17 protein-coding genes are annotated in these 19248 nt (G+C 63.4%); 5 read left to right on the top strand and 12 right to left on the bottom strand.

What is annotated here, in order from left to right; genetic code table 11:
* Positions 1-741 precede the first annotated feature (741 nt).
* From OW521_RS18170 to OW521_RS18155, 4 genes are all read left to right on the top strand, one after another.
* On the top strand, positions 742-1689 hold the full coding sequence (locus tag OW521_RS18170) for a cytochrome b/b6 domain-containing protein (protein ID WP_268020979.1): 948 nt from the start codon (positions 742-744) through the stop codon (positions 1687-1689).
* 226 nt (positions 1690-1915) lie between these two features.
* Positions 1916-3307, top strand: a complete 1392-nt coding sequence (locus OW521_RS18165; RefSeq protein ID WP_268020978.1) for an MFS transporter — start codon at positions 1916-1918, stop codon at positions 3305-3307.
* Between the two features lie 122 nt (positions 3308-3429).
* Positions 3430-4197 (top strand): IclR family transcriptional regulator, encoded by a 768-nt coding sequence (locus OW521_RS18160; protein WP_268020977.1) that lies wholly within the window; start codon positions 3430-3432, stop codon positions 4195-4197.
* A 126-nt stretch (positions 4198-4323) separates the two neighbouring features.
* Positions 4324-5619, top strand: coding sequence for a cytochrome P450 (locus tag OW521_RS18155; RefSeq protein ID WP_268020976.1), 1296 nt, complete (start codon positions 4324-4326; stop codon positions 5617-5619).
* An 82-nt stretch (positions 5620-5701) separates the two neighbouring features.
* Here OW521_RS18155 and OW521_RS18150 read toward each other — a convergent pair whose 3' ends face one another.
* The 10 genes from OW521_RS18150 to OW521_RS18105 form a co-directional block, all read right to left on the bottom strand.
* Positions 5702-7174 carry an NAD-dependent succinate-semialdehyde dehydrogenase gene (locus OW521_RS18150; RefSeq protein ID WP_268020975.1) on the bottom strand — a complete coding sequence of 491 codons (1473 nt, stop codon included), beginning with the start codon at positions 7172-7174 and terminating at the stop codon, positions 5702-5704.
* Positions 7175-7236: 62 nt separating this feature from the next.
* The gene (locus OW521_RS18145; RefSeq protein ID WP_268020974.1) at positions 7237-8061 is read right to left on the bottom strand and encodes an SDR family oxidoreductase; all 825 of its coding nucleotides are present in this window, start codon (positions 8059-8061) and stop codon (positions 7237-7239) included.
* Between the two features lie 3 nt (positions 8062-8064).
* Complete coding sequence (locus OW521_RS18140) at positions 8065-8937, bottom strand: enoyl-CoA hydratase/isomerase family protein (protein ID WP_268020973.1); 873 nt, start codon at positions 8935-8937, stop codon at positions 8065-8067.
* Positions 8934-10124 (bottom strand): CoA transferase, encoded by a 1191-nt coding sequence (locus OW521_RS18135; RefSeq protein WP_268020972.1) that lies wholly within the window; start codon positions 10122-10124, stop codon positions 8934-8936. Before OW521_RS18135 ends, OW521_RS18140 begins: the two co-directional genes overlap by 4 nt.
* Positions 10121-11296, bottom strand: a complete 1176-nt coding sequence (locus tag OW521_RS18130) for a CaiB/BaiF CoA transferase family protein (RefSeq protein ID WP_268020971.1) — start codon at positions 11294-11296, stop codon at positions 10121-10123. Before OW521_RS18130 ends, OW521_RS18135 begins: the two co-directional genes overlap by 4 nt.
* A complete protein-coding gene (locus OW521_RS18125) occupies positions 11289-12104 on the bottom strand; it encodes an SDR family NAD(P)-dependent oxidoreductase (RefSeq protein WP_268020970.1) in 816 nt (271 codons plus the stop codon). The genes OW521_RS18130 and OW521_RS18125 overlap by 8 nt, the downstream gene beginning before the upstream one ends.
* Before the next feature lie 72 nt (positions 12105-12176).
* On the bottom strand, positions 12177-12710 hold the full coding sequence (locus OW521_RS18120; protein ID WP_268020969.1) for a MarR family winged helix-turn-helix transcriptional regulator: 534 nt from the start codon (positions 12708-12710) through the stop codon (positions 12177-12179).
* A gap of 133 nt (positions 12711-12843) precedes the next feature.
* Positions 12844-13170, bottom strand: a complete 327-nt coding sequence (locus OW521_RS18115) for a 2Fe-2S iron-sulfur cluster-binding protein (protein ID WP_268020968.1) — start codon at positions 13168-13170, stop codon at positions 12844-12846.
* A 22-nt stretch (positions 13171-13192) separates the two neighbouring features.
* Positions 13193-14434 carry an NAD(P)/FAD-dependent oxidoreductase gene (locus tag OW521_RS18110; protein WP_268020967.1) on the bottom strand — a complete coding sequence of 414 codons (1242 nt, stop codon included), beginning with the start codon at positions 14432-14434 and terminating at the stop codon, positions 13193-13195.
* Positions 14435-14561: 127 nt separating this feature from the next.
* Positions 14562-15215: a PaaI family thioesterase gene (locus OW521_RS18105; RefSeq protein WP_268020966.1), complete on the bottom strand. Its 654-nt coding sequence runs from the start codon at positions 15213-15215 to the stop codon at positions 14562-14564.
* A gap of 153 nt (positions 15216-15368) precedes the next feature.
* Between OW521_RS18105 and OW521_RS18100 the strand changes: the two genes are divergently transcribed.
* On the top strand, positions 15369-16484 hold the full coding sequence (locus tag OW521_RS18100; protein WP_268020965.1) for an acyl-CoA dehydrogenase family protein: 1116 nt from the start codon (positions 15369-15371) through the stop codon (positions 16482-16484).
* A 112-nt stretch (positions 16485-16596) separates the two neighbouring features.
* Here OW521_RS18100 and OW521_RS18095 read toward each other — a convergent pair whose 3' ends face one another.
* Positions 16597-17655, bottom strand: a complete 1059-nt coding sequence (locus OW521_RS18095; RefSeq protein WP_268020964.1) for an MBL fold metallo-hydrolase — start codon at positions 17653-17655, stop codon at positions 16597-16599.
* 57 nt (positions 17656-17712) lie between these two features.
* A complete protein-coding gene (locus OW521_RS18090) occupies positions 17713-19218 on the bottom strand; it encodes an MmgE/PrpD family protein (RefSeq protein WP_268020963.1) in 1506 nt (501 codons plus the stop codon).
* Positions 19219-19248: the final 30 nt, after the last annotated feature.

The raw sequence follows: 19248 nt of genomic DNA, 5'->3' as shown, positions 1-19248 counted from the left end.
ACCAGCCAGGACCCTGAACCCGCCACCCACACACCTGAATCGGCCACCGCGGCGGCCAGGCACCCGCCGCACCACCAGCGTCAGAGGCGCGCCAACGCAAGCTTTGTAGACACGTTAAAGCAAAAACCCCCTCTGACGAGGGGGAATGCCGTGCCCGAGGTGGGACTCGAACCGCATTCCCGCCCTTGAAAATCCGCCCCTCTCCCGAAAACATACTGAATACGAGCCATTCCGGCACGGGTACGGCCCAGTCCGACACCCCAAGGTGTGTACGTTGTACACACCTTCTTTTCTGTGCCCTCGCAGCTCTTTGCCGAGCTCAACCGGGGCACATCGCAATTGCCCGCATTCAGTCCGGCAGGAAGCCCGCGATGCCCATCCGCCGCGACAGTCTGGACGCTTTCCATCACCAGATCACCTCCCTCGAGCATTCATGATCCTGTCACCGAACTACTGCATGACGACGGCCACCCCGCCCACGTCCCAACGGCGAGACGAACCAGGCGACGCCCAGGAGTGCCTGCCTAGGGCTAGAGCCGGCCCCGACACGACCGCGATTGTCCTTACCGGACCGTGGCTACTTCCGACGATTCGACTCACCAGTCGAATCACCCAAAGGAGGAACATTTATTTGGTCCTACCTATTGACCTTATCGCGGAATGACGTCTAATCTCGACTCATCAGCGTGAAGACGCCCGCTCCCAGAGCACTGCCGCACCACACGAGAGGAGCCGACGACGATGTCGACGCTCGCCCCGGACAAGCCCCAACGCCCGGAAAAACCTAGCCAGAAGAGTCAATTGTTGAGGTTCGTTGCCATCACAATTGCCGCCATCGGGAGCCTCGCAGTAATCATCGTCTTTGCACGCTGGCTCGTCTCATTGCCAGCAGTCCACGCGTTCATAGTTGAATACCCGGGATATGGCAGCGTCCGCATGGACGCCCCCTCAGGACTGCCACCCTGGCTCAATTTCCAGCACTTCCTCAACGTGTTCTTTATGGTGCTGATCATTCGAACCGGCTGGCAGGTCCGAACTACGCAACGCCCTTCCGCCTACTGGACCCGCAAAAACAACGGGCTCATCAAGACGTCGGGTCCGCCAAAGAAGATCAGCTTGGATCTCTGGCTTCACCTGACGCTGGACGCACTCTGGATACTCAACGGCGCCACGTTCCTCGTGCTGCTCCTTGCGACCGGTCAATGGATGCGCGTCGTCCCCACATCATGGGACGTACTGCCAAACGCCCTATCCGCCGTGCTCCAATACACCTCCCTGGACTGGCCCCTGGAAAATGGCTGGAACAACTACAACAGCCTGCAATTGTTGAGCTATTTCGCCACGGTGTTCATCGCAGCACCACTGGCCTTCCTGTCCGGACTCCGCATGTCCAATGCCTGGCCGCGCTCGCCAAGATTGAACAAGGCCTACCCCATCGAACTTGCCAGGAGGCTCCATTTTCCCGTGATGATCTACTTCGTCGTTTTCATCGCAGTGCACGTGACGCTCGTACTCTGCACCGGAGCATTGCGAAACCTTAACCACATGTACGCAGCAGCGGACGACGACGGCTGGTTGGGTTTCGCACTATTCGCCGCCTCGCTCGTGGTCATCGTTGGCAGCTGGTTCTTGGCGCGGCCACTCTTCCTTCGTCCGATCGCGTCTTTGATGGGAAAAGTCGGCCGCTAGCAGGGGTCGTTGATGAACCAAGAAAGGATCGCCCGAAAAGGGTTGACAATCCAGCCAGCAGTACGTTGAATGTGATAAAGGTCATACCAATTGACTTTTAGAGTTGTAATACCTCGCACAGCGTGACGGGCAACGGTGCTCCTCTCGATGTACGAAACCCAGAAAGGCGGCCTCTCCGGATGACCCGGAGCCCAGCCGACACCACATCACCTGAGGGGAACCCAACATGGCAACAACCCATTCTCCTGCCCCATCCGAGCTCGCCCGCATGCGAAAAGTCCGCAGGGCCGGCGCGATCGGCAACTTCATCGAGTACTTCGACAACGCCCTCTACGCCTACTTCGCCGTCACCATCGCAAAGCTGTTCTTCCCGACCGTCGACCCAGTGGCAGGATTGCTCTCCACCTTCGCCGTTTTTGGCGTGGCCTTCCTCATCAGGCCCGTCGGCGGGGTCGTATTCGGACACATTGGCGACCGTCTCGGACGCAAGCGCCAGTTGATCCTTGCCTTGCTGCTCATGAGTGTCTCCACAACAATCCTCGGCCTGCTGCCCACCTACGCAACCGTGGGCGTGCTCGCCCCGGCGCTCCTTCTGGTCTGCCGCCTTTTGCAAGGCTTTTCTGTCGGCGGCGAATCAACGGGCGCCTTCGTGCTTGTCGTCGAGCATTCACCTGCAGGCCGGCGCGGCCGGAATACAGCGCCACTCATCGTTTCCTCCATCGCGGGCGCAGCCAGCGCCGCCCTTCTGGCAATGATTACCACCTCCGTTCTTTCTGCCGAAGCCCTTACGGCCTGGGGGTGGCGGCTTCCGTTCTTCGTCGCGGTGCCCCTTGGTATCGTGGGCCTCTATCTTCGCCTTCATATCGACGAGTCGGAAGCGTTCAAGGAGGCCGCGAAGGAATCCGCGGTCATCAACGCCGCAGCTGGCCACCGGCATGCGCCACTGATCCAGGCCTTTCGCAGTGTGCCGAAGGAACTCTTCATTCTCTTCTGCTGGGTGGCACTTCAGGCCGTCGCCGGCTACCTCACAGTCGGGTACATGGTGACGCACTTGGTCCAGTTCGAGAAGCTACCCATGGCAACGGCACTCGGTGTGCTTGTCTCCGGCATGGTGATCGCCATGCTCGCTTGCAGCCTCTTCGGCCGGCTCGTGGACCGCATCTCACGAAAGAAGTTTGCAATCATGATTTCGGTCGGCCTGGCGATCTGGGTCTTTCCTGCCTTCGTCATGATGTCCTGGGGGCCGATTCCGGCGGCAATCGGCCTCGGGATCTTCGCCTCGATGCAGTACGCCACGATGATCTCGGCCGGTATTGCCATCGTTGAACTGTTCCCTGTGGATGTGCGGGCAAGCGCCAGCGGCTTCGCCTACTCAGTTGCCTTCTCGGTATTCGGCGGAACTGTCCCCTTCGTCGCCACGTACCTTTCTGCCAACTTCGGCGCCACAGCACCGTCCTACTATGTGATCGTCTTCGCCGTCATCGGGATCTTAGTAGCTCGATTCGGGCTTCCCAACGCACGCGAAATGGACGTGATCGCGGACCCGCTGGAGCAGCAGTCGCCGTCAAATTCAGGCCCGACGGCGACAACACCGCTCAGCGCCCACGCCACCGACTGAACGCGCTGTAAGGCCATCGGTTGCTCCGTAGGTTCCCTTTGAAGGTTTATGAGGGAACCCGCGGAGCAATCGACGCGTTTAGGGCCATAATCTATGGGAGGCATTGGAAGGTAGGTAGCAGCGTGACCACCACGCCATTGGGTGAATCGGTCATCACCAGGGTGGCCCGGATCCTGGCGTCCTTCGACCGCCAAAACCGTTCCATGCCCCTTACCGTCCTGGCGGAGCGGGCAGGCCTACCGGTGCCCACTGCCTACCGCTTGGTCACTGAGTTGGTGCGCCATGGACTCCTGGAGCGCGACGAATCGAAGCAGATCCGCATTGGCCTGCGCCTGTGGGAGCTGTCCACTCGGGGCAGCGACACATTGTCGCTCCGCGATACGGCCCTGCCCTACATGGAAGACCTCTTCGAGAGCCTGGGTAAGCTCACAACGCTGTCGGTCCTTGAGGGCCGGACTCTCCTCTACGTGGAGCGACTCACCCCCGGAGGCCTTAACCTGAACCGGGCACTGGTGGCCCAGCGCCACCCTGTGCACGCTGCGTCCTCCGGGCTAGTACTCCTGGCGTATGCCACTCCCGAGTTCCAGGCGGAATTCCTCTCAAGGCCTCTGGCCCGGTACACCCCGGACACGGTCACGGACCCCGACGTGCTGCGAAAGATGCTTGCCGACATCAGGCAGCGCAGGTGTTGCATAGCACCGGGCATTGGCACCGCCGGCTGGACCGGGATGGCGGTACCCGTCTTTGGCCCTGGCAACCGGGTGGCTGCAGCCCTGAGCGTCGTCTACGAACTCGGCACGGAGCGTCCCACAGAAGCCATTCCGGCGATGCAGGCCGCATCCTTCGGAATCTCGATGGCCCTCGGCGCACAACCGCCAAGACGGGACTGAAAGTCACCGCTGGTACGGAACGTCATAGGATGGCAGCGGTTTTCACTGAACGAAAATCGCGGGTGTGCGGCGTGTGACGCGTGGCACGGTGGAGTCATCACGCCATTCTTGACCGAAAGGACGACGATGTCCGCTACTGCTGAAACAGCGAACACCCCTGCAACCCCGAAGGGAACGCCACCAATCCCGGGAGCACAGCTGCCCTATTCCCATGAAATCGACTGGCCCGACGGCCTGGCCCCTTGGACCGTGATCGATGAAAAAGGCACCCAAGGCGAGCCTTACGCCCATTTCAAGTGGATGCGCGAACACCACCCCGTCCTCCGCGTCCACCATCCGTCCGAAGATGTTTACTTCCTCTCCCGGTACCAGGACGTTCGCAAGGGGATGCGCTCACCCAAAATCTTCCTGAACCAGGTCAACAATGTCCCGCCGTTCGCCTTCCCCACGCTGCTGGACGGCGCTGCGCACGTGAAGCTGCGCAAGGTCATCGCCTCCGCGTTCATTCCGAAGACAATCGCGCTGGTCACTAACCGTGTGCGCGAGGTCGCGGAGGCGCGCGTCAAGGCCCTCGTGGATGCTGGCGGCGGCGAAGTTGTCAATGACGTCTCGCGTCCCCTGACCATCGCAACCATCAGCGGCATCCTTGGCGTACCAGTTGAGGACTTGGACAAGATTCATTTCCTGTCCGACCAGATGTTCGTCTATTTCGCCCGGCTGTCCCGAATGGCTCCAGGCACGGACGACGACGAGAAATACACCAAGGAATTCTTCGCGTACCTCAACATGACGCTCAGGCGCCTGCACGAAGAGAAGAGCGAATCAGTTGCCGGACACATCGCGAGGTCATGGCTCGATGACGGAGTCCTCACGGAAGACGAAGCGACCGAGCTGTGCGCGTTTGTGTTCGTCGCCGGCTTCGAAACGACGGAGCGCCTGATCGCCGCCGGATTCCGGGAGCTCGAGGCCAACCCGGATCTTCTGCGCCGCCTCCGCGACAACCCCGAACAGGACAGCGAGAAGTTCATCGAAGAACTCGTCCGCTTCCGCGGCCCCGTCCACAAGGCTCCGCGCCGTACCACGGAAGACTTCGAGTTCGCCGGGGTCATGATCCCGAAAGGTTCGATCGTGCGCCTCCTGCTCGCGTCCGCAAACCGTGATGAGTCCCAGTGGCCGCACGCGGACCAGTTCGACATCGACCGGGAGACCGACGGCCACTTCGGCTTTGGACACGGTGTGCACGCATGCGTGGGCGCCCCGCTTGCCCGGTTGGAGAGCAAGATCCTCTTCCAGGTGCTCGCCCGGGACGTGGAGAGCGTGGAGTTCGATCCGCAGAAGGACCTGACGCTCCTGAAAGGCAACAGCCTCACCAACGGCGTGGACACCCTCACAGTCAAGGTGACGCCTCGCCAGGAGGCATAGAAAGGACCCGCAGGACCCGTCAAACGGAAGGCCCCTGGATCAGATCCAGGGGCCTTCCGTTTGTGACCGGAGGTGCAATGGTTCAGAGCTGCAGGGCGATGAACTTGGTTTCGAGGAATTCTTCGATCCCGTCCTTGCCGCCCTCCCTGCCAAGGCCCGATTTCTTGACTCCGCCGAACGGAGCGGCTGCGTACGCCACCGTCCCTCGGTTCAGGCCGACGTTGCCGGAGTCCATGGCCTCAGAAACCCGGACAGCCCGGCGTAGATCCTCGGTGAAGATGTAGGAGACCAACCCGTAATCCGTGTCGTTGGCCCGCTTCACGACGTCTTCCTCCGTCTCGAACGGAATCAACGCGGCAACAGGCCCAAAGATCTCTTCCCGATTGAGGGCAGCGTCCGCCGGTACGTCACGCAAGATCGTTGGCGGGTAGAAGAACCCGGGACGATCAAGCGGTGCGCCTCCGAGCACCAGCTTCGCGCCGGCGTCGAGCGCATCCGTGACCATCGCATGGACAGACGCTAGCTGCTTGGCGTTGATCAGAGGCCCCAGCGTCACGCCGTCGTCCACGCCGCGCCCCTGCGCGTAGCCGGACATCCGCTCGGTCAGCATCACCTGGAAGCGGTCGATCACCGATGCGTGAACGTAGATCCGGTTGGCCGAAGTGCAGGTCTGGCCGGCGTTCCACATCTTGTTCAGGATGAGGCTGTCGATCGCAACGTCCAGGTCCGCGTCTTCGAAGACGATGAAGGGGGCGTTCCCGCCCAGTTCCATCGACGAGCTCAACACCTGCTCCGCCGCCTGTTCCAGGAGCTTCACCCCCACAGGCGTGGAACCCGTGAAGGACAGCTTACGGGCAAGGCCGGAGCGGATCAGCGGCTCCATGACCCCGTTGGAATCGCTGGTGGTAACCACGTTGACGACGCCGTCCGGGACGCCGGCATCTTTCAGGACTTCCGCGAACGCCAGCAGCGTCAGCGGTGTCTCCTTGGCGGGCTTGACCACGGAGGTGCAGCCTGCAGCGATCGCGGGAGCCAGCTTGCGGGCCGCCTGGGACAACGGAAAGTTCCAGGGCGTGATGAGGATGGCGGTGCCGATCGGCTGTCGCGTCACGATCATCCGCCCGCCGCTGACCGGGTTCTCCTGGTAGTTGCCTTCAATCCGCACGGCTTCTTCGGCAAAGTGCAGGATGAAATCGCCGGCGCTGGCGATTTCGGCCCGCGCCTCGGCCAGCGGTTTGCCCGCTTCAAGGCTCATGATCGCCGCGATCTGCTCGGTGCGCTCCTGTAGCAGGGCCAGTGCATTCTTCAGGAGCTGCGCTCGGGAGCGCGGCGTCGTGCGGGCGAACGTCGCTTGGGCGGCTACCGCGGCCTCCAGGGCGCGCCGGCCGTCAGCCGGCGAGGCATCGGCGACGGCGCAGAGCACCTCGCCGGTGGAGGGGTCGATGACGTCGAAGGTGCGATCGCCGTCGGCCGTCATCCATCGTCCATCGATCAGGAGGTCCTTGGGCACCAAGGAGATCACCATTTCATCGATGCTTGTTGGGGAAACTGTCATTTCTCAGTCCTTCTCACGAGAGTTATCGAATTCAATCGGAGCTGTGCTCGACATGCCGGCACTCAGTCCAGCCCGTGCAGTCCGCGGACAGTAAAGGCGTAGTCCACCTGGAGATCCTGCCCGCTCACGTACGAGGCCAGGTCTGAGTTCAGGAACACTAGCGCCTTGGCCTGGTCGGCCGGGGTGGCCGGCTTCCCCACCAAGGAAATGTGCGAGCCCTTCAGGCCTGCCGCATTGAGGCTGAAATCGTCGCTCATGGGCGTAGCGGTGGAGGCCGGCGAGATGGAGTTGAGCCGAATACGCCGGCCCGAGAGCTGGTAGGCGCGGTGCTTCATCCAGACAATCAGCGCCTCCTTCGAAATCATGTAGGGAACGTTGACGCCGGGGAAGCCCTCGAACAAGGCGTCACGATTCTCCTTGAACCACTGCTGCGCCTCCTCGAAGCCGGCCGTGGTGGCGAAGGGAAGGAGCTTCTCAGCCCGCTGCTGCCAGCGCATACCGCCGGTGGAGGCAATGACGGCGATCGAGCCGCCCTCCGGGAGGCGCGGGATGAGGCCTTCGATGAGGTATCGCCCGCCGATGAAGTTGATGGTCAGCACGTCCAGCTCGGAGAAATTGCGGCCGGAGTAGATCTCCCCCGCGATTCCAGCGCAGCTGAAGACGGCGTCCACGTGCGCCGGCAGGGCCGCGAGAGCCTCGTCGATGGAGAGACGGTTTCCGAGGTTGACCTTGATAAAGGTGCCCAGGGGCTCCCGGGGTTCGTTGATGTCCAGGGCGTAGACCGTGGCTCCCTGGCCAGCGAGGAGTTTGGCCGTTGCCTTGCCCATGCCGGAACTGGCGCCGGTAACGACGCAGACTTTGCCGGCATAGTTCAGTAGGTCAGTCATTGTTTACACCACTTCCGTTTCGTAGCTGGCATCCCTGTTCTGGTAGGCCTGTTTGGTTCCCTTGTCCCGGCGTTCCCGGAAAAAGTTGAATTCGTCCTTCTCGAAGGACAGACCCGTCCCGAGCGTGTGCCCTACGACTCCGCGGATGAATTGTTGCGAGGCACCCAGGGAGTCCAAGGCCATTTGGTGCATGGCCTTGCCCAGGACCAGTGCGTCCTTGGGGTTCCGGGCCACGCGCTCGGCCCACTTTTCCGCCGTCTCGTCCAGCTCGTCCTCCGGGACGGAGATGTTGGCCAAGCCCAGCCGTTCAGCGTCCTTGCCGTCGAACTGCGAGCCGAAGAGCAGCAGTTCGCGCACCTTCTTGGGTCCGTACGTGAGGATCTGCATGTTCAGGTGCCAGGTGTTCCCAGCGAACCCCAGGCGCTGCTCGGCGTGGCTGAAGCGGGCATTGTCAGCGCACACCACCAGGTCCACGAGTTCAGTCAGGTACATACCGAAGCCGACGGCGGCACCCTGGACCTGGGCGATCACGGGCTTCTGCGAGTACTGGAAGGCCATGTATTCATCGGCCAGGCGGCGGTCGAACTGCAGGCGTGCCCGCTGGCTCATCTTGAACGGCTTGCCGTCGGGACCTTTGCGGTCGAGTCCGAAGACGCGGACGACGTCGTCGAGGTCATGGCCGGCGCAGAAGGAGCGTCCCTTGCCTTTGAGGATGATCACCTTGATGTCGTCGTCGTCTTCGAGCTCGTGGAGCTTGGCGACGAGGAACTGCGCGTCATCAAACGTGAGCGCGTTGCTCTTCTCCGGCCGGTTGAGGATGAGTCGGCCAATGGGGCCGCTCCGCTCAACGAGTACGGGATCTTCTGCCGTGGTCATGATGCCTCCGTTTTTGTGAGTACGAGTTGCTGCGACGATGCAGGCCGGTGCTGCAGCACGTCGTCCAAAGAACCGGGATTGGAAAGGGTTGTACGCCGCTCCTGGCTTGCCCAGGGACGGCCTGGAACCTGGATGGTGTCGCCATCATCGTTCTGCAGGATGTCGAAGAAGGAGCGGTGGTCGCGCAATTGGGCGTCCTCCAGGACCTCGGCAACTGAACGCACGGGTGCCACCGGTATGGCGAACTCCTGGGCCAGGTCCAACAGCTGGTCCCGGGTGTGCTCGATGAGCCAGGGGGCGATGAGTTCGTCCACCTCGTCCGGATACTCCATGGCGATGGCGTAGAGGTCCCGGTAACGGTCGCGGGTGGACCATTCCGGGTTGCCCATCATGCCAAGCAGGCTGGTCCACTCCCGATCGCTGCGACAGATCATGGCTACGTAGCCGTCCCGGCAGGGGAAGATCCCGAAAGGATAGCGTCCGCCCGAGCCCGGCGCCCGCCGCCCGTCCCGCTGCAGCGGAATGCCGTAGTACGACGCCACGGCTCCGTAGATACGCACATAGGAGGCGAGCACTTCGGCGCCGGCGATCTCCACGAGGCGTCCCTGCCCACTGCGGGCAGCGGTGTACATAGCGGCGGTCCCGGCGGCGGCACCGTGCAGGCCAAGCTGCAGGGATCCGATGCCGTACGGGAGCGCGAGGGGCTCACGCTGCGGGTCGCCCACCATTTCCATCAAGCCACTCAGCGCCTGCATGGTCAGTTCGCCGGGACTCCCCGAGGTGTCCAACGCAGCAGTGTCCGGGCCGGCGGCGCCTGGTCCCCCGCCAGGCCTCCCGCCAACGGCGGAGAGCCGGACATAGCTGATACTCGGGTTGAGCGCCCGGATCGCGTCCCAATCAAAGCCCCGGCGCGCCAGTTCTTCCTCCGGAAGGTCTGTGACCAGGAGGTCCGCAAAGGGAATGAGTTCCTCAAGCACTACTGTGTCCTGGTCTTCGACGAAGGCGACAACATCCTTGTGCGGGTCCAGGAACATCCGCGCCTCGTCTGTGAGGGCGGTACGTCGCGACTCGTCCTCGAGCGTCACGACGCTGCCGCCGGCGTCGGCGATCAGCTTGGCCGTAAAGGCGGCCGCCCGGGTCCACCCAAGCTCCACCGTAAGGGTTCCCTGCAACATCCCGTTGCTCATCGCAGAGCACCCTTCTCTTCAAAGCTGGCCAGTGTGTCGGCGTCTTTGAAGCGGGAAAGCACAGCGGCGTTGTCGCCGCCGAGCAGGGGCGCCAAGGTCCGGACCCGGGGCAATCCGCCGTCGAGGTACCACGGCACGCTGGTTACCTTGATCTCCCCCACCATGGGGTGCGGGTGTTCCAACGTTTGGGTGAAGCCTCGGGCGGCGGAGCCGGGGTCCTTGGCAACCTCCGCCGGGGTAAGCACGGAGGCCGCCTCGATTCCGCGCGATCGTAGCCGCTGGAGGACCTCCTCACGGGACGGACGCCGGTCCGCCGGCAGCTCCCGCGGCATCGCGTCGGCAGGATCCTGCCCGACGGCGGCCACCCACCGATCGGGGCGATCTGTCGGAATGAGCGCCCAAGGCGTCCCGTCCGGGTCCGCGTTCCCGCGAGGTCCTGGCAAGTCCTGGCCGCACTGTGCCTCGACGAACGCTTCTCCCACCAGTGTGGACGCAGCTTCGATCTGGGAGAGGTCCAGGTGCGCTCCTTCCCCTGCTTCCTCGCGTCCGCGCAGGGCCGCCGCCACCAGGAATACGCCGGTGAAGCTGCAGTTCAGGTCTGCGAGCGCCAGCGCGGAACACCCCATGACCTGTCCGTCGTCGTAGCCGATCAGTCCCTCGACTCCGGCAAGTGCGGACATGACAGGCGCGTACGAACGCTGTGTCCGCAACGGTCCGGTCTGCCCGTAGCCGCTGGCGGACAGGATCACCAGCCGCGGGAAACGCTCCCGGAGGGATTCCACGGTCAGTCCCAGCCTGTCGAGCCAGCCGGGAACGAAGTTTTCGATGAAGACGTCGGCGTCACCCAGCAGGTCCAGGAAAAGCCCTTGGCCTTCTTCGGTTTTGAGGTTGAGGGTCACGCTCTTCTTGCTGGAGCTGGACTCATGCAGCAGCTGGAAGGCCTCGTGGGCCGGAAAGCCCTCGGGGTCGGTGGGCCGCGGCAGGCGCGCCCGGTTGACGTCAGGCTTGGCGCGAGACTCCACCTTGACCACTTCGGCCCCGAGCTCTGCCAGGACCCTGCCGATGAGCGGGGCGGAAACAGCCGTAGTTACCTCGACAACCTTGATCCCGCTGAGCCACTGCACGTCCGCGAGGGGTGGCTGCATGTTTTCGCCGGGGTTGTCGCTAGGCACGGGAACCAGCCTGGTGCTGGGTCCGGGGGGTCCAGTCGGCGAGGACCTCCTCCGATTCGAGGATCCGCCCGCTCACACGGTCGGGGGCTGCTGAGCAGAGGACGACGGCGGCTCGCGCCATGACGTCGGGGCTCTCGGCGTTGGGGTCGTCCGCCTTGAGGACCCCGTGGAATACGGGGCCAGGAGTTGCTACGAGCTTTGTGGGCCGCAGGGCATTGACCGTGATGCCGTCGTTGAATCCTTCCGCCGCGAATCCCGTGGTGAGCCGCTCCAGCCCGGCTTTGACCATGCCGTAGACCGTGGTGGTTCCCTTGGCATTGAATCGTGACGGCGGGATTTCCGGGTGGCGCGACTCGCCGGACGTGATGTTCAGGATCCACCCCTGGCCGCGTTCGCGCATGCCCGGGAACACCAACTGGCTCAAATGCATGGGTGCTTGCACCTGAATATCGAACATCAGCTGGGACCGGCTGAGCTTGAGCTCGGCGCCGGGCTGGAAGAAGGTAACAGCGGCGTTGTTGACCAGGATGTCGATCTTGCCGAAGTGCTGCAAGGCTTCGCGGACGATCCGCTCGCGGTCTTCCCCGTTGGTCAAGTCCGCGGTGATGCTCAGAGCTTTGCCGCCAGCGGCTTCCACGGCGGACGCAGTTTCTTCGAGTGTTCCGGGAAGTTTGCCCGGCTGTTCTGTGCTCGACCGGGCGGTGAGGACCACCGAGGCTCCCTCGCGCGCGAATTCTTCCGCGATCGCGGCGCCAATGCCGCGGCTCGCACCTGTGATCAATGCGACTTTTCCGTCTAAAATACCCATTTGTTGTTCTCCTCTGTTCTTGCGAAATCTTGGATTTGCTGCCTACGACCGGCATGGGCCGGCGTGGTTGGTCTAGTAGGTACCGCGTGGCGGGTTTTCGTGTGACTGGCTTTCACGGGAACGCGGACGGCGGGGTCGTGACGGGATGCGGGGCCAGATTCCGGAATCAAGCCGGGCCAGGCGCCACAGGACCGGCGCCGCGGCGGCGAGACGCTCGAGGTCCTCACTGGCCAGTCTTTCCAGCCGTCCGCGCAACAGTTCGTCGCGGGCGTGGACCGTTTCCTTCAGCCGGTAGCGGCCTTCCGCGGTGATGGCGACGCGCACCTGGCGCCTGTCCTGCTCGGCGCCGGTTTTGGTGATGAGTCCCTTGGCTTCGAGCCGTTGGACGGTCTCGGTCATCGATGACACTGCGACTTCCTGGGCTTGCGCCAGCTGCGAAACTGTCAGCGATTCCTCCGCCGAAAGCTGGCTGAGGGCCTGGCCTTGCGACGGAGGTAACGCCCTGCCACTGCTGGCCCGCCGGAGCGTATCGCCCAGGATGGTGACTGGAACCCGCAGCAAGCCGGCGAGGTCCTCCGTCGCCTGATGTCTGGTTTCCTCACCCATGTGTTTCCTTTCGTGCGTGATCCTGATGGTTCGGTGTCCGAACCACTTTTCGGGCAGCCGGCGCCGTAAGTCAGGTGGCGACCCGGGGGTGCCGCCGTGGCGGCACCCCCGGTCGATCAATTCTGCTTGCGGCTCAGTCCTCTTCCGGGGCGAGGGTCACGTTGATGCCCGCCAAGCTGCTGCACTGTTTGATCTGGCAGGAAAGTCGCGACGCCTCGGGGTTGTAGGCCTCGGCGTCCTCGAGCAGCTCGAGCTCGTCCTCGGTGCGGGGTGAGAGTGATTCAACCACCGGCTTCTCGAGGAACACATGGCAGGTGGCACACGAGACGGTGCCACCGCAGGACGCCAGGATGGGGAAGTCGTTGTCCCGGAGCGTCTCCATCAGGGATTGCTCCGGTTCCCACTCCACCTCGCGGACTGCGCCCTCGCGGTCGATGACGTTGATCAAGGTCTTGCTCATGGCTGTTGTTCCTTTCCTGTTCTCAGCGGGTCTCGTCGACGAGCTCGCGTACAGCTGTAGTGAGTTTGTTGGCGGGGTCGGCTGCGAGGTCGGTGTCAATGTGCGCCCCCGAAGCCACCAGTTTCTTGCCTGCAGTAAAGTCACCTAACGCGGCGATGGTGTCGATCGCGGCCAACCTCCCGCCGCGGAGGTAGAGAACGGAGAAGTGGCCGGATTCCGGCGTTCCCCGGACGACCACGTCGTCGTCCGGGGAACGCAAGCCTGCGGTCTGGAGCCGGACGCCGTGCTGGACCGTCCAGAACCAGGGCACCTCATGTCGCGCCGGGGCCTGGCCCATGATGTGGTTGGCGGCGTTGATGGCTTGGGCGAGGGCGCTCTGAATGCTCTCCAGCCGCCGGTTGATGCCGTTTTCCTCGTCGATGAGGCGGGTTACATCACCGACGGCGTAGACGGAGGGGTCGGAGGTACGGCTGTCGAGATCCACGACGATGCCGTCTTTGACGGTGATTCCCGCGGCCTCGGCAAGTTCCTGCCGGGGCACGACGCCGATGCCGGCGACCACGACGTCGGCGGCATAGGTGGCGCCGTCGGCCGTGACGACTTCCTGCACCCGGCCATCGCCCCGAACTTCGGTCACGGCGGTGCCGAAGACAAACCGGGTATCGTGCTCCTGGTGCAGTTCCTCGAAATGGCGGGAGACGACGTCGGACGTCACCCGGCTCATGACGCGGTCCTGGAACTCCAAGACCGTCGTCGCGCAGCCCAGGGCTGCCGCGGCGGCAGCCACTTCCAAGCCGATGTATCCGGCGCCGATGATGACAACCTCGCTTCCGGGCTGCATAGCCGTCCGTAGTGCCTCGGCGTCGGCCCGGGTCTTCAGCAGGTGGATGCCGGGGAGGTCCGAGCCCGGAACCGTCAGCGGCCGGGCCTGTGAGCCGGTTGCGATGATCAGCTTTGAGTACTGGACTTGCCCTCCATCGGAGAGTGTGACGTTACGGGCCTCACGGTCCAGGCCTACCACCCCGGATCCCTTGATGCGCTCGATCCGCTTTTCATCGAAGTAGTGCTCCTTGCGCAGGGCCGGGATCTCATCCGAGGCTCCAGCCTTGAGGTACTCCTTCGACAGCGGGGGCCGCTCGTACGTGGGGCCATCCTGCTCCTCAACGAGGACGATGCGTCCCGGCCAGCCGAGTTCGGTTAGCCGGACTGCGGCCTGTACGCCGGCGTGTCCGGCCCCGATGATGACGATTGATTCTTCAGACATCTCTTCACTTCCTTGTGACTGCGTCTACTGCCTGCATTTGTTTCCGCTAACGCTTCGGGCTTGCTGCAATGCTGGCACTTATGAGCCGGGCCACATCCACCGCTTTCACTCAGCGAAAATCCGCGGCCTACACAGTCGGTTTGGGCGAGATCCAGAGACCCGTGGCGCGTGCGCAGACGACGTCGCCGGCAATGATTTCCCCGTCCGCGAAGGTCTTGCGCCCCTCAATACGGCTAACACGGCCGACGATGCGCAGTTCCTCGAACAGGGGCACCGGACGCTCGTAGGTAATGGTCAGTTCGCGCGTGAAGCTAATGCCCGGAGCTGCATAGCGCACAGCATGCCAGAGGACATCGTCAAGGAGCACCGCGCAATAGCCGCCATGCAGGTTGTTCCGTGGCCCTTGGTACTGGAGCGGCAGGGTGACCCGGAATTCGCTCTCGTCGCCGTCGTGATGGTGCACCAGTGGCGGTGCCAAGGGGTTCCGGTGGCTCACCACCGGGTTCGTCGTGACCTGCAGGCGGCCCTTGCGGTCGAATCGTGGCGGCGTCTGCGCCTGCATGCCCTCCAGCAGGGACGGATCCCGCAGGACAGATTGCAACCTGTCTACCTCCGCTGAAATGAGGGCCTTGAGTCCCTCCCCGGTGTTTCCGAGGATGCCAGCTGAAAGGCGGCGGCAGGTTTCCGCGGCGAACTCGGCGAGCGCGCTCTCTTCGGGGGTTTCGGGAAGTGCCGGGATGTCCGGCAGAGCCGGTGCCTCCGCACGTAGTGTCTCGGTCATAACGCCTCCAGTTTCAAATGGTTTGACCAAAGTACAATTATGTCGGAGCGCAGTCAAGGAAAGCCTTGACCGAGTCCGGCGGACTGGCATAGATTACGGTCAGACCAATAGACATTTACGATTGGCCTTTGGCCCAAACGGAAGAGGAGCGGCATGGTTCCCGTATTCAGCGAAGAACAAACGGAGCTGCGTCAGACTGTCAGGAGATTCTGCGAGGAGAAGTTTCCTGAAGCCGTAGTGCGGCGGGTCATGGAGACCGATGAGGGCTTCGACGCCGCTGCCTGGCAGCAGATGGCTCAACAGTTGGGGCTGCAGTCCCTGGCCATCCCGGAAGAGTTCGGCGGCGCCGGCTTCTCGTTGGCCGAGCAGGGAATCGTCATGGAAGAGCTGGGCAGGTCCCTGGGCCCCACTCCGTTCCTCTCCACGGTGGTGCTCGCGGCAAACCTACTGATAGCCGTCGATGACGCCCCCGCCAAGGAGGAGATCCTAGCGGCAATCGCGGCCGGAGAAAGCCGAGCGGCCGTCGCCTTTTTGGAGCTTTCCCAGAACTGGGATGAGGACGGAATTCAAGCGAGCGCCGAGCGGGGCGCGGATGGTTGGGCGCTCAGCGGTACCAAGACCAACGTGATCGATGGGCACACCGCAGACCTCCTCCTGGTACTGGCGCGCACGTCAAAGGGCATCTCGGTTTTCCGCGTCGATCCTCGCGCCGCCGGAGTCCGCGCCACCGCTGTCGAAACACTCGACCTGACCCGCAAGCAGGCGATCGTCGTCCTGGACAACGCCCCAGCGGAATTGATCGGGAGCGAAGGAGCCGGCTGGGAAGCCCTTGAGCAGATGCTCCTCGCGGCGTCGGTTGCGCTGGCCTCCGAGAATGTCGGCGGAGCCCTTAAGCTCTTGGAACTTTCCGCCGAATACGCCCGCACCCGCGAGCAATTCGGCAAGGTCATCGGCAGCTACCAGGCGATCAAGCAGAAGCTGGCCGACGTACTGCTCGATGTCGAGCTGGCCCGGGCGGCCGCCCACCGCGTTGCGCGGGCGGCTTCCGAGCACGACCCCGCTCTTCCGCAGGAAGCCGCGATGGCCCATGCACTAACGGCGGACACCTTCGTCAAGGCCGCCTACGAAGCCATCCAGGTGCACGGCGGTATCGGATTCACGTGGGAGCACCCCGCGCACCTCTATTTCCGCCGCGCCAAGAGCAACGAACTGCTCTTCGGGACCCCGGATCATCAGCGGGAAGTCGCGGCGCGGCACTTAGGGTTATAGGAGTTTCCGGTCAGAAAACCAGAACATGACGACGGAAGTCGCCCCTCGGTTCCAAGGGGCGACTTCCGTCGTCGTACTCTTTCTCTTTGTCGGTTCCTATCTTCGCCGGTTCCTAGGACTCGGAGGCGAGTGCCTGAAGCGCGGGCCTGACCGGGACGTCAATGTCGTGGCCCGCGGATTGTAGATAGACCACGTGACTGGCGGTCTCGCCCAAAGCCAGCCGTAAGGAAGGGCCCTGGAGCGACTCCCAGCCCCTGGACCAATGCAGCTGGCGTGAGAGCTCCCAGACGGTGCGGACGTTGCCGGAACCGAGAACTTCAAGGACCTCCTCCGACCTGCGGCGGCTTAGTTCCATCAGCTCGTCCACGCGCCTGCGCATGCCGACAAACCGGTACTCGTGGGCGGGGCAGACTTCCATCTGGTCGTCGTGTGCCAGCCTGGCCAGCGAAGAATGATAGTCCGCGAGGGGGTTGGCCGGCCCATGCAGCTGGAGGGAGACATTCGGCGAAATGCGAGGCAGGACGTGGTCGCCGCTGAAGACAAGGTCATGCTCCTCGTCCACCAGGCAGACGTGCCCGGGCGTGTGGCCAGGCGTGGACACCACGCGCAGTCGAAGCCCGTCCACTGGAATCAGCTCCCCGTCCGCGAGCCGGAGGTCAGGCTGCAGTCCGCGGGTATTGGACGGGATCTGCAGGGCATCCACGGCGATTTGATCCGCTTTGTCCGGAGGCACGCCCCAGGATACCAAGCGGTGGCGGTCGGCTTGGGCCTGCGCCGCGATCTCATCGGAGTCCAGGGCCCGGACATTCTCCAGTTCTCCCATACCCACCCATGTGCCCGAGGCTTCCCGCAGGCGGGACGCAAGGCCGAGGTGGTCGGCGTGGTGGTGCGTTACGACTATGCCCGCAAGGTCCGCCAATGCAGCCCCCGCCGCGGCGATTCCCTCCACAAGATGCCGCCAGCCCACTTCGCCGTTCCAGCCGGTGTCTATAAGCACGTAGCCGTCCCGGCCCGCCAGCAGGTAGCTGAGCGTGTAGCGAATCGGATGGCCGGGGAACGGCACCGGAATTGACCAGACCCCTTTGCGTACTTGCTCCACGCCTGGCAGCACTTTGTCCTGCCAGGCGGCCTTTTGTGCGTGGCCTGTCACCATGATGTTTGATACTCCCACTGGCCTCCTTCCTCACTCGATCATTTCTCCAGCCGCATTCCTCTGTCCGGCTGCCCGCTAAAGCGGCAGCGCGTCAGCCGATTGCCGTAGCTCGAGCGCGAGCGCCCCGATATTCCGCACCCAGGGGGAGAGCCCGGTGTCACTGTCAGCGTTAAGGATCGCCGCGGCACATGATTCGGCCTGCTCACGCAGGTGGGAGTCACTGTCCGCCCTGCACATGCGGACGAACTTTTCGACCAGGCCACCGTTGGACAACCGGGTGTCTTCGGACCACGGATCACCAAGCGCATAGTCGGCCGTCGCCTCGAATACTGTGCCCCTGGCGTGGACCTCCACCCCGCCAGGGATGCCTCGCCACTGCCCGCCGCCCATCCACTCGGCAATGTTTGACGAACTCGGCTCGGGCAGAACCCTGACGCGACCGCGAAAATCCACCATGTGAGGGGCCGTCATGGCCTCATCTTCATACCAGCGAGGGCCGGCGGGTATCCCATGGGCAAGCGCCGCCATGGCATGGGGGTGGCTGAATTCAGCGGTCAAGGGATCGGCCGGCTGTTGTTCCCTGAAAATTCCGGTTAGTGCAAGGGGATTGGCATGCACAACAACGCGCTCAATTTCCTCCGCCTGCAGCCCATGCTCACCGATAAGTCGGGCGAAGGCCGTCAGCGGGTGGTGGATCCAGCGGCAGCAGGGCCACTCCTTGTATGTGGTGTTTAGGATCTGCCATTCCTCGCCAAGGCCGGCAAGGAGGACGCCGTCGTCATGGCCGGGGGAACCATAGGTACGCCAGAACGCATTGTCGCCATCGAGAATGTCAAGGAAACCGGTACTACCCAGCCGAGCAAGCAAGGCCGCTGAAACCCCGGCGTCGGCGCACCAACCCGCGTCAGCGTACTTGTACATCGGCTGGATCTTCGCTTCCGCCCATTTGCGGATGGTGGGCTGGGGGGAATTCGCCGCGGCCATCCCGAACGCGTGGTTGGCCTGCATCGGATCCAGTTTCGCAATATTGGCCGCTGCCCCGACGGCCGCCCATACAACGGACGAGGAAGGCCCGCCGAGTTCGTTCCATCCGACAACCTCGCCATCGCGGACTTGAAACGGAGCCCCCATCCAGCTCCCGACCCTGGCGCCGACGTCGAACCCCACTGCTATCGAAGTCATCAGATCGCGGTCGCTTCGCCCGAAGTGTTCGGCCATAGCGAGGGCCGCAAAGACTGTTGCGTTGCCGAAATGGGCCGAGGTGGGAAAAGTATCATCAGCGTCCAGCACATTGGCGAGCCGGGCATTAAGGTAAGCCGCGCTGGTCGCCGACGTCTTGGCGCCAAGTCCGAGCCCCGTTGCTTTCGGGTTACCGCCAAGATCTTCGACGTATTGGCGGGCGATTTGGCCGCTCTGCGTGTTGATTGCGCCCAGAGCGCAGCCCACGGTGTCCAGCAAAAGGCGTCTGGACTCCTCCACCACCGCTGCGGGCAGGTCGGCGTAGCGCGTGCTGGTTACAAACCGGGCCATGTGGCGGGTCAGCTCCGCTCCCCCGCCTACGCCGTTTGTCATCTCAGTCATAGCTGTCCTTTCACGGACTCCGTTGGAGTG

The sequence above is a fragment of the Arthrobacter sp. MMS18-M83 genome (assembly GCF_026683955.1).
Lineage (GTDB): Bacteria > Actinomycetota > Actinomycetes > Actinomycetales > Micrococcaceae > Arthrobacter.
The sequence above is the reverse complement of the archived record's forward strand: the minus strand, read 5'-3'. Positions and strand labels throughout refer to the sequence as shown.

Excerpts from the sequence above, each read along its gene's own strand:
- OW521_RS18125 (WP_268020970.1), bottom strand. The coding sequence starts at position 12,104 with ATGGGTATTTTAGACGGAAAAGTCGCATTGATCACAGGTGCGAGCCGC.
- OW521_RS18090 (WP_268020963.1), bottom strand. The coding sequence starts at position 19,218 with ATGACTGAGATGACAAACGGCGTAGGCGGGGGAGCGGAGCTGACCCGC.
- OW521_RS18165 (WP_268020978.1), top strand. The coding sequence starts at position 1,916 with ATGGCAACAACCCATTCTCCTGCCCCATCCGAGCTCGCCCGCATGCGA.
- OW521_RS18115 (WP_268020968.1), bottom strand. The coding sequence starts at position 13,170 with ATGAGCAAGACCTTGATCAACGTCATCGACCGCGAGGGCGCAGTCCGC.
- OW521_RS18100 (WP_268020965.1), top strand. The coding sequence starts at position 15,369 with ATGGTTCCCGTATTCAGCGAAGAACAAACGGAGCTGCGTCAGACTGTC.
- OW521_RS18140 (WP_268020973.1), bottom strand. The coding sequence starts at position 8,937 with ATGACCACGGCAGAAGATCCCGTACTCGTTGAGCGGAGCGGCCCCATT.
- OW521_RS18170 (WP_268020979.1), top strand. The coding sequence starts at position 742 with ATGTCGACGCTCGCCCCGGACAAGCCCCAACGCCCGGAAAAACCTAGC.
- OW521_RS18110 (WP_268020967.1), bottom strand. The coding sequence starts at position 14,434 with ATGTCTGAAGAATCAATCGTCATCATCGGGGCCGGACACGCCGGCGTA.
- OW521_RS18145 (WP_268020974.1), bottom strand. The coding sequence starts at position 8,061 with ATGACTGACCTACTGAACTATGCCGGCAAAGTCTGCGTCGTTACCGGC.
- OW521_RS18135 (WP_268020972.1), bottom strand. The coding sequence starts at position 10,124 with ATGAGCAACGGGATGTTGCAGGGAACCCTTACGGTGGAGCTTGGGTGG.
- OW521_RS18150 (WP_268020975.1), bottom strand. The coding sequence starts at position 7,174 with ATGACAGTTTCCCCAACAAGCATCGATGAAATGGTGATCTCCTTGGTG.
- OW521_RS18105 (WP_268020966.1), bottom strand. The coding sequence starts at position 15,215 with ATGACCGAGACACTACGTGCGGAGGCACCGGCTCTGCCGGACATCCCG.
- OW521_RS18120 (WP_268020969.1), bottom strand. The coding sequence starts at position 12,710 with ATGGGTGAGGAAACCAGACATCAGGCGACGGAGGACCTCGCCGGCTTG.
- OW521_RS18155 (WP_268020976.1), top strand. The coding sequence starts at position 4,324 with ATGTCCGCTACTGCTGAAACAGCGAACACCCCTGCAACCCCGAAGGGA.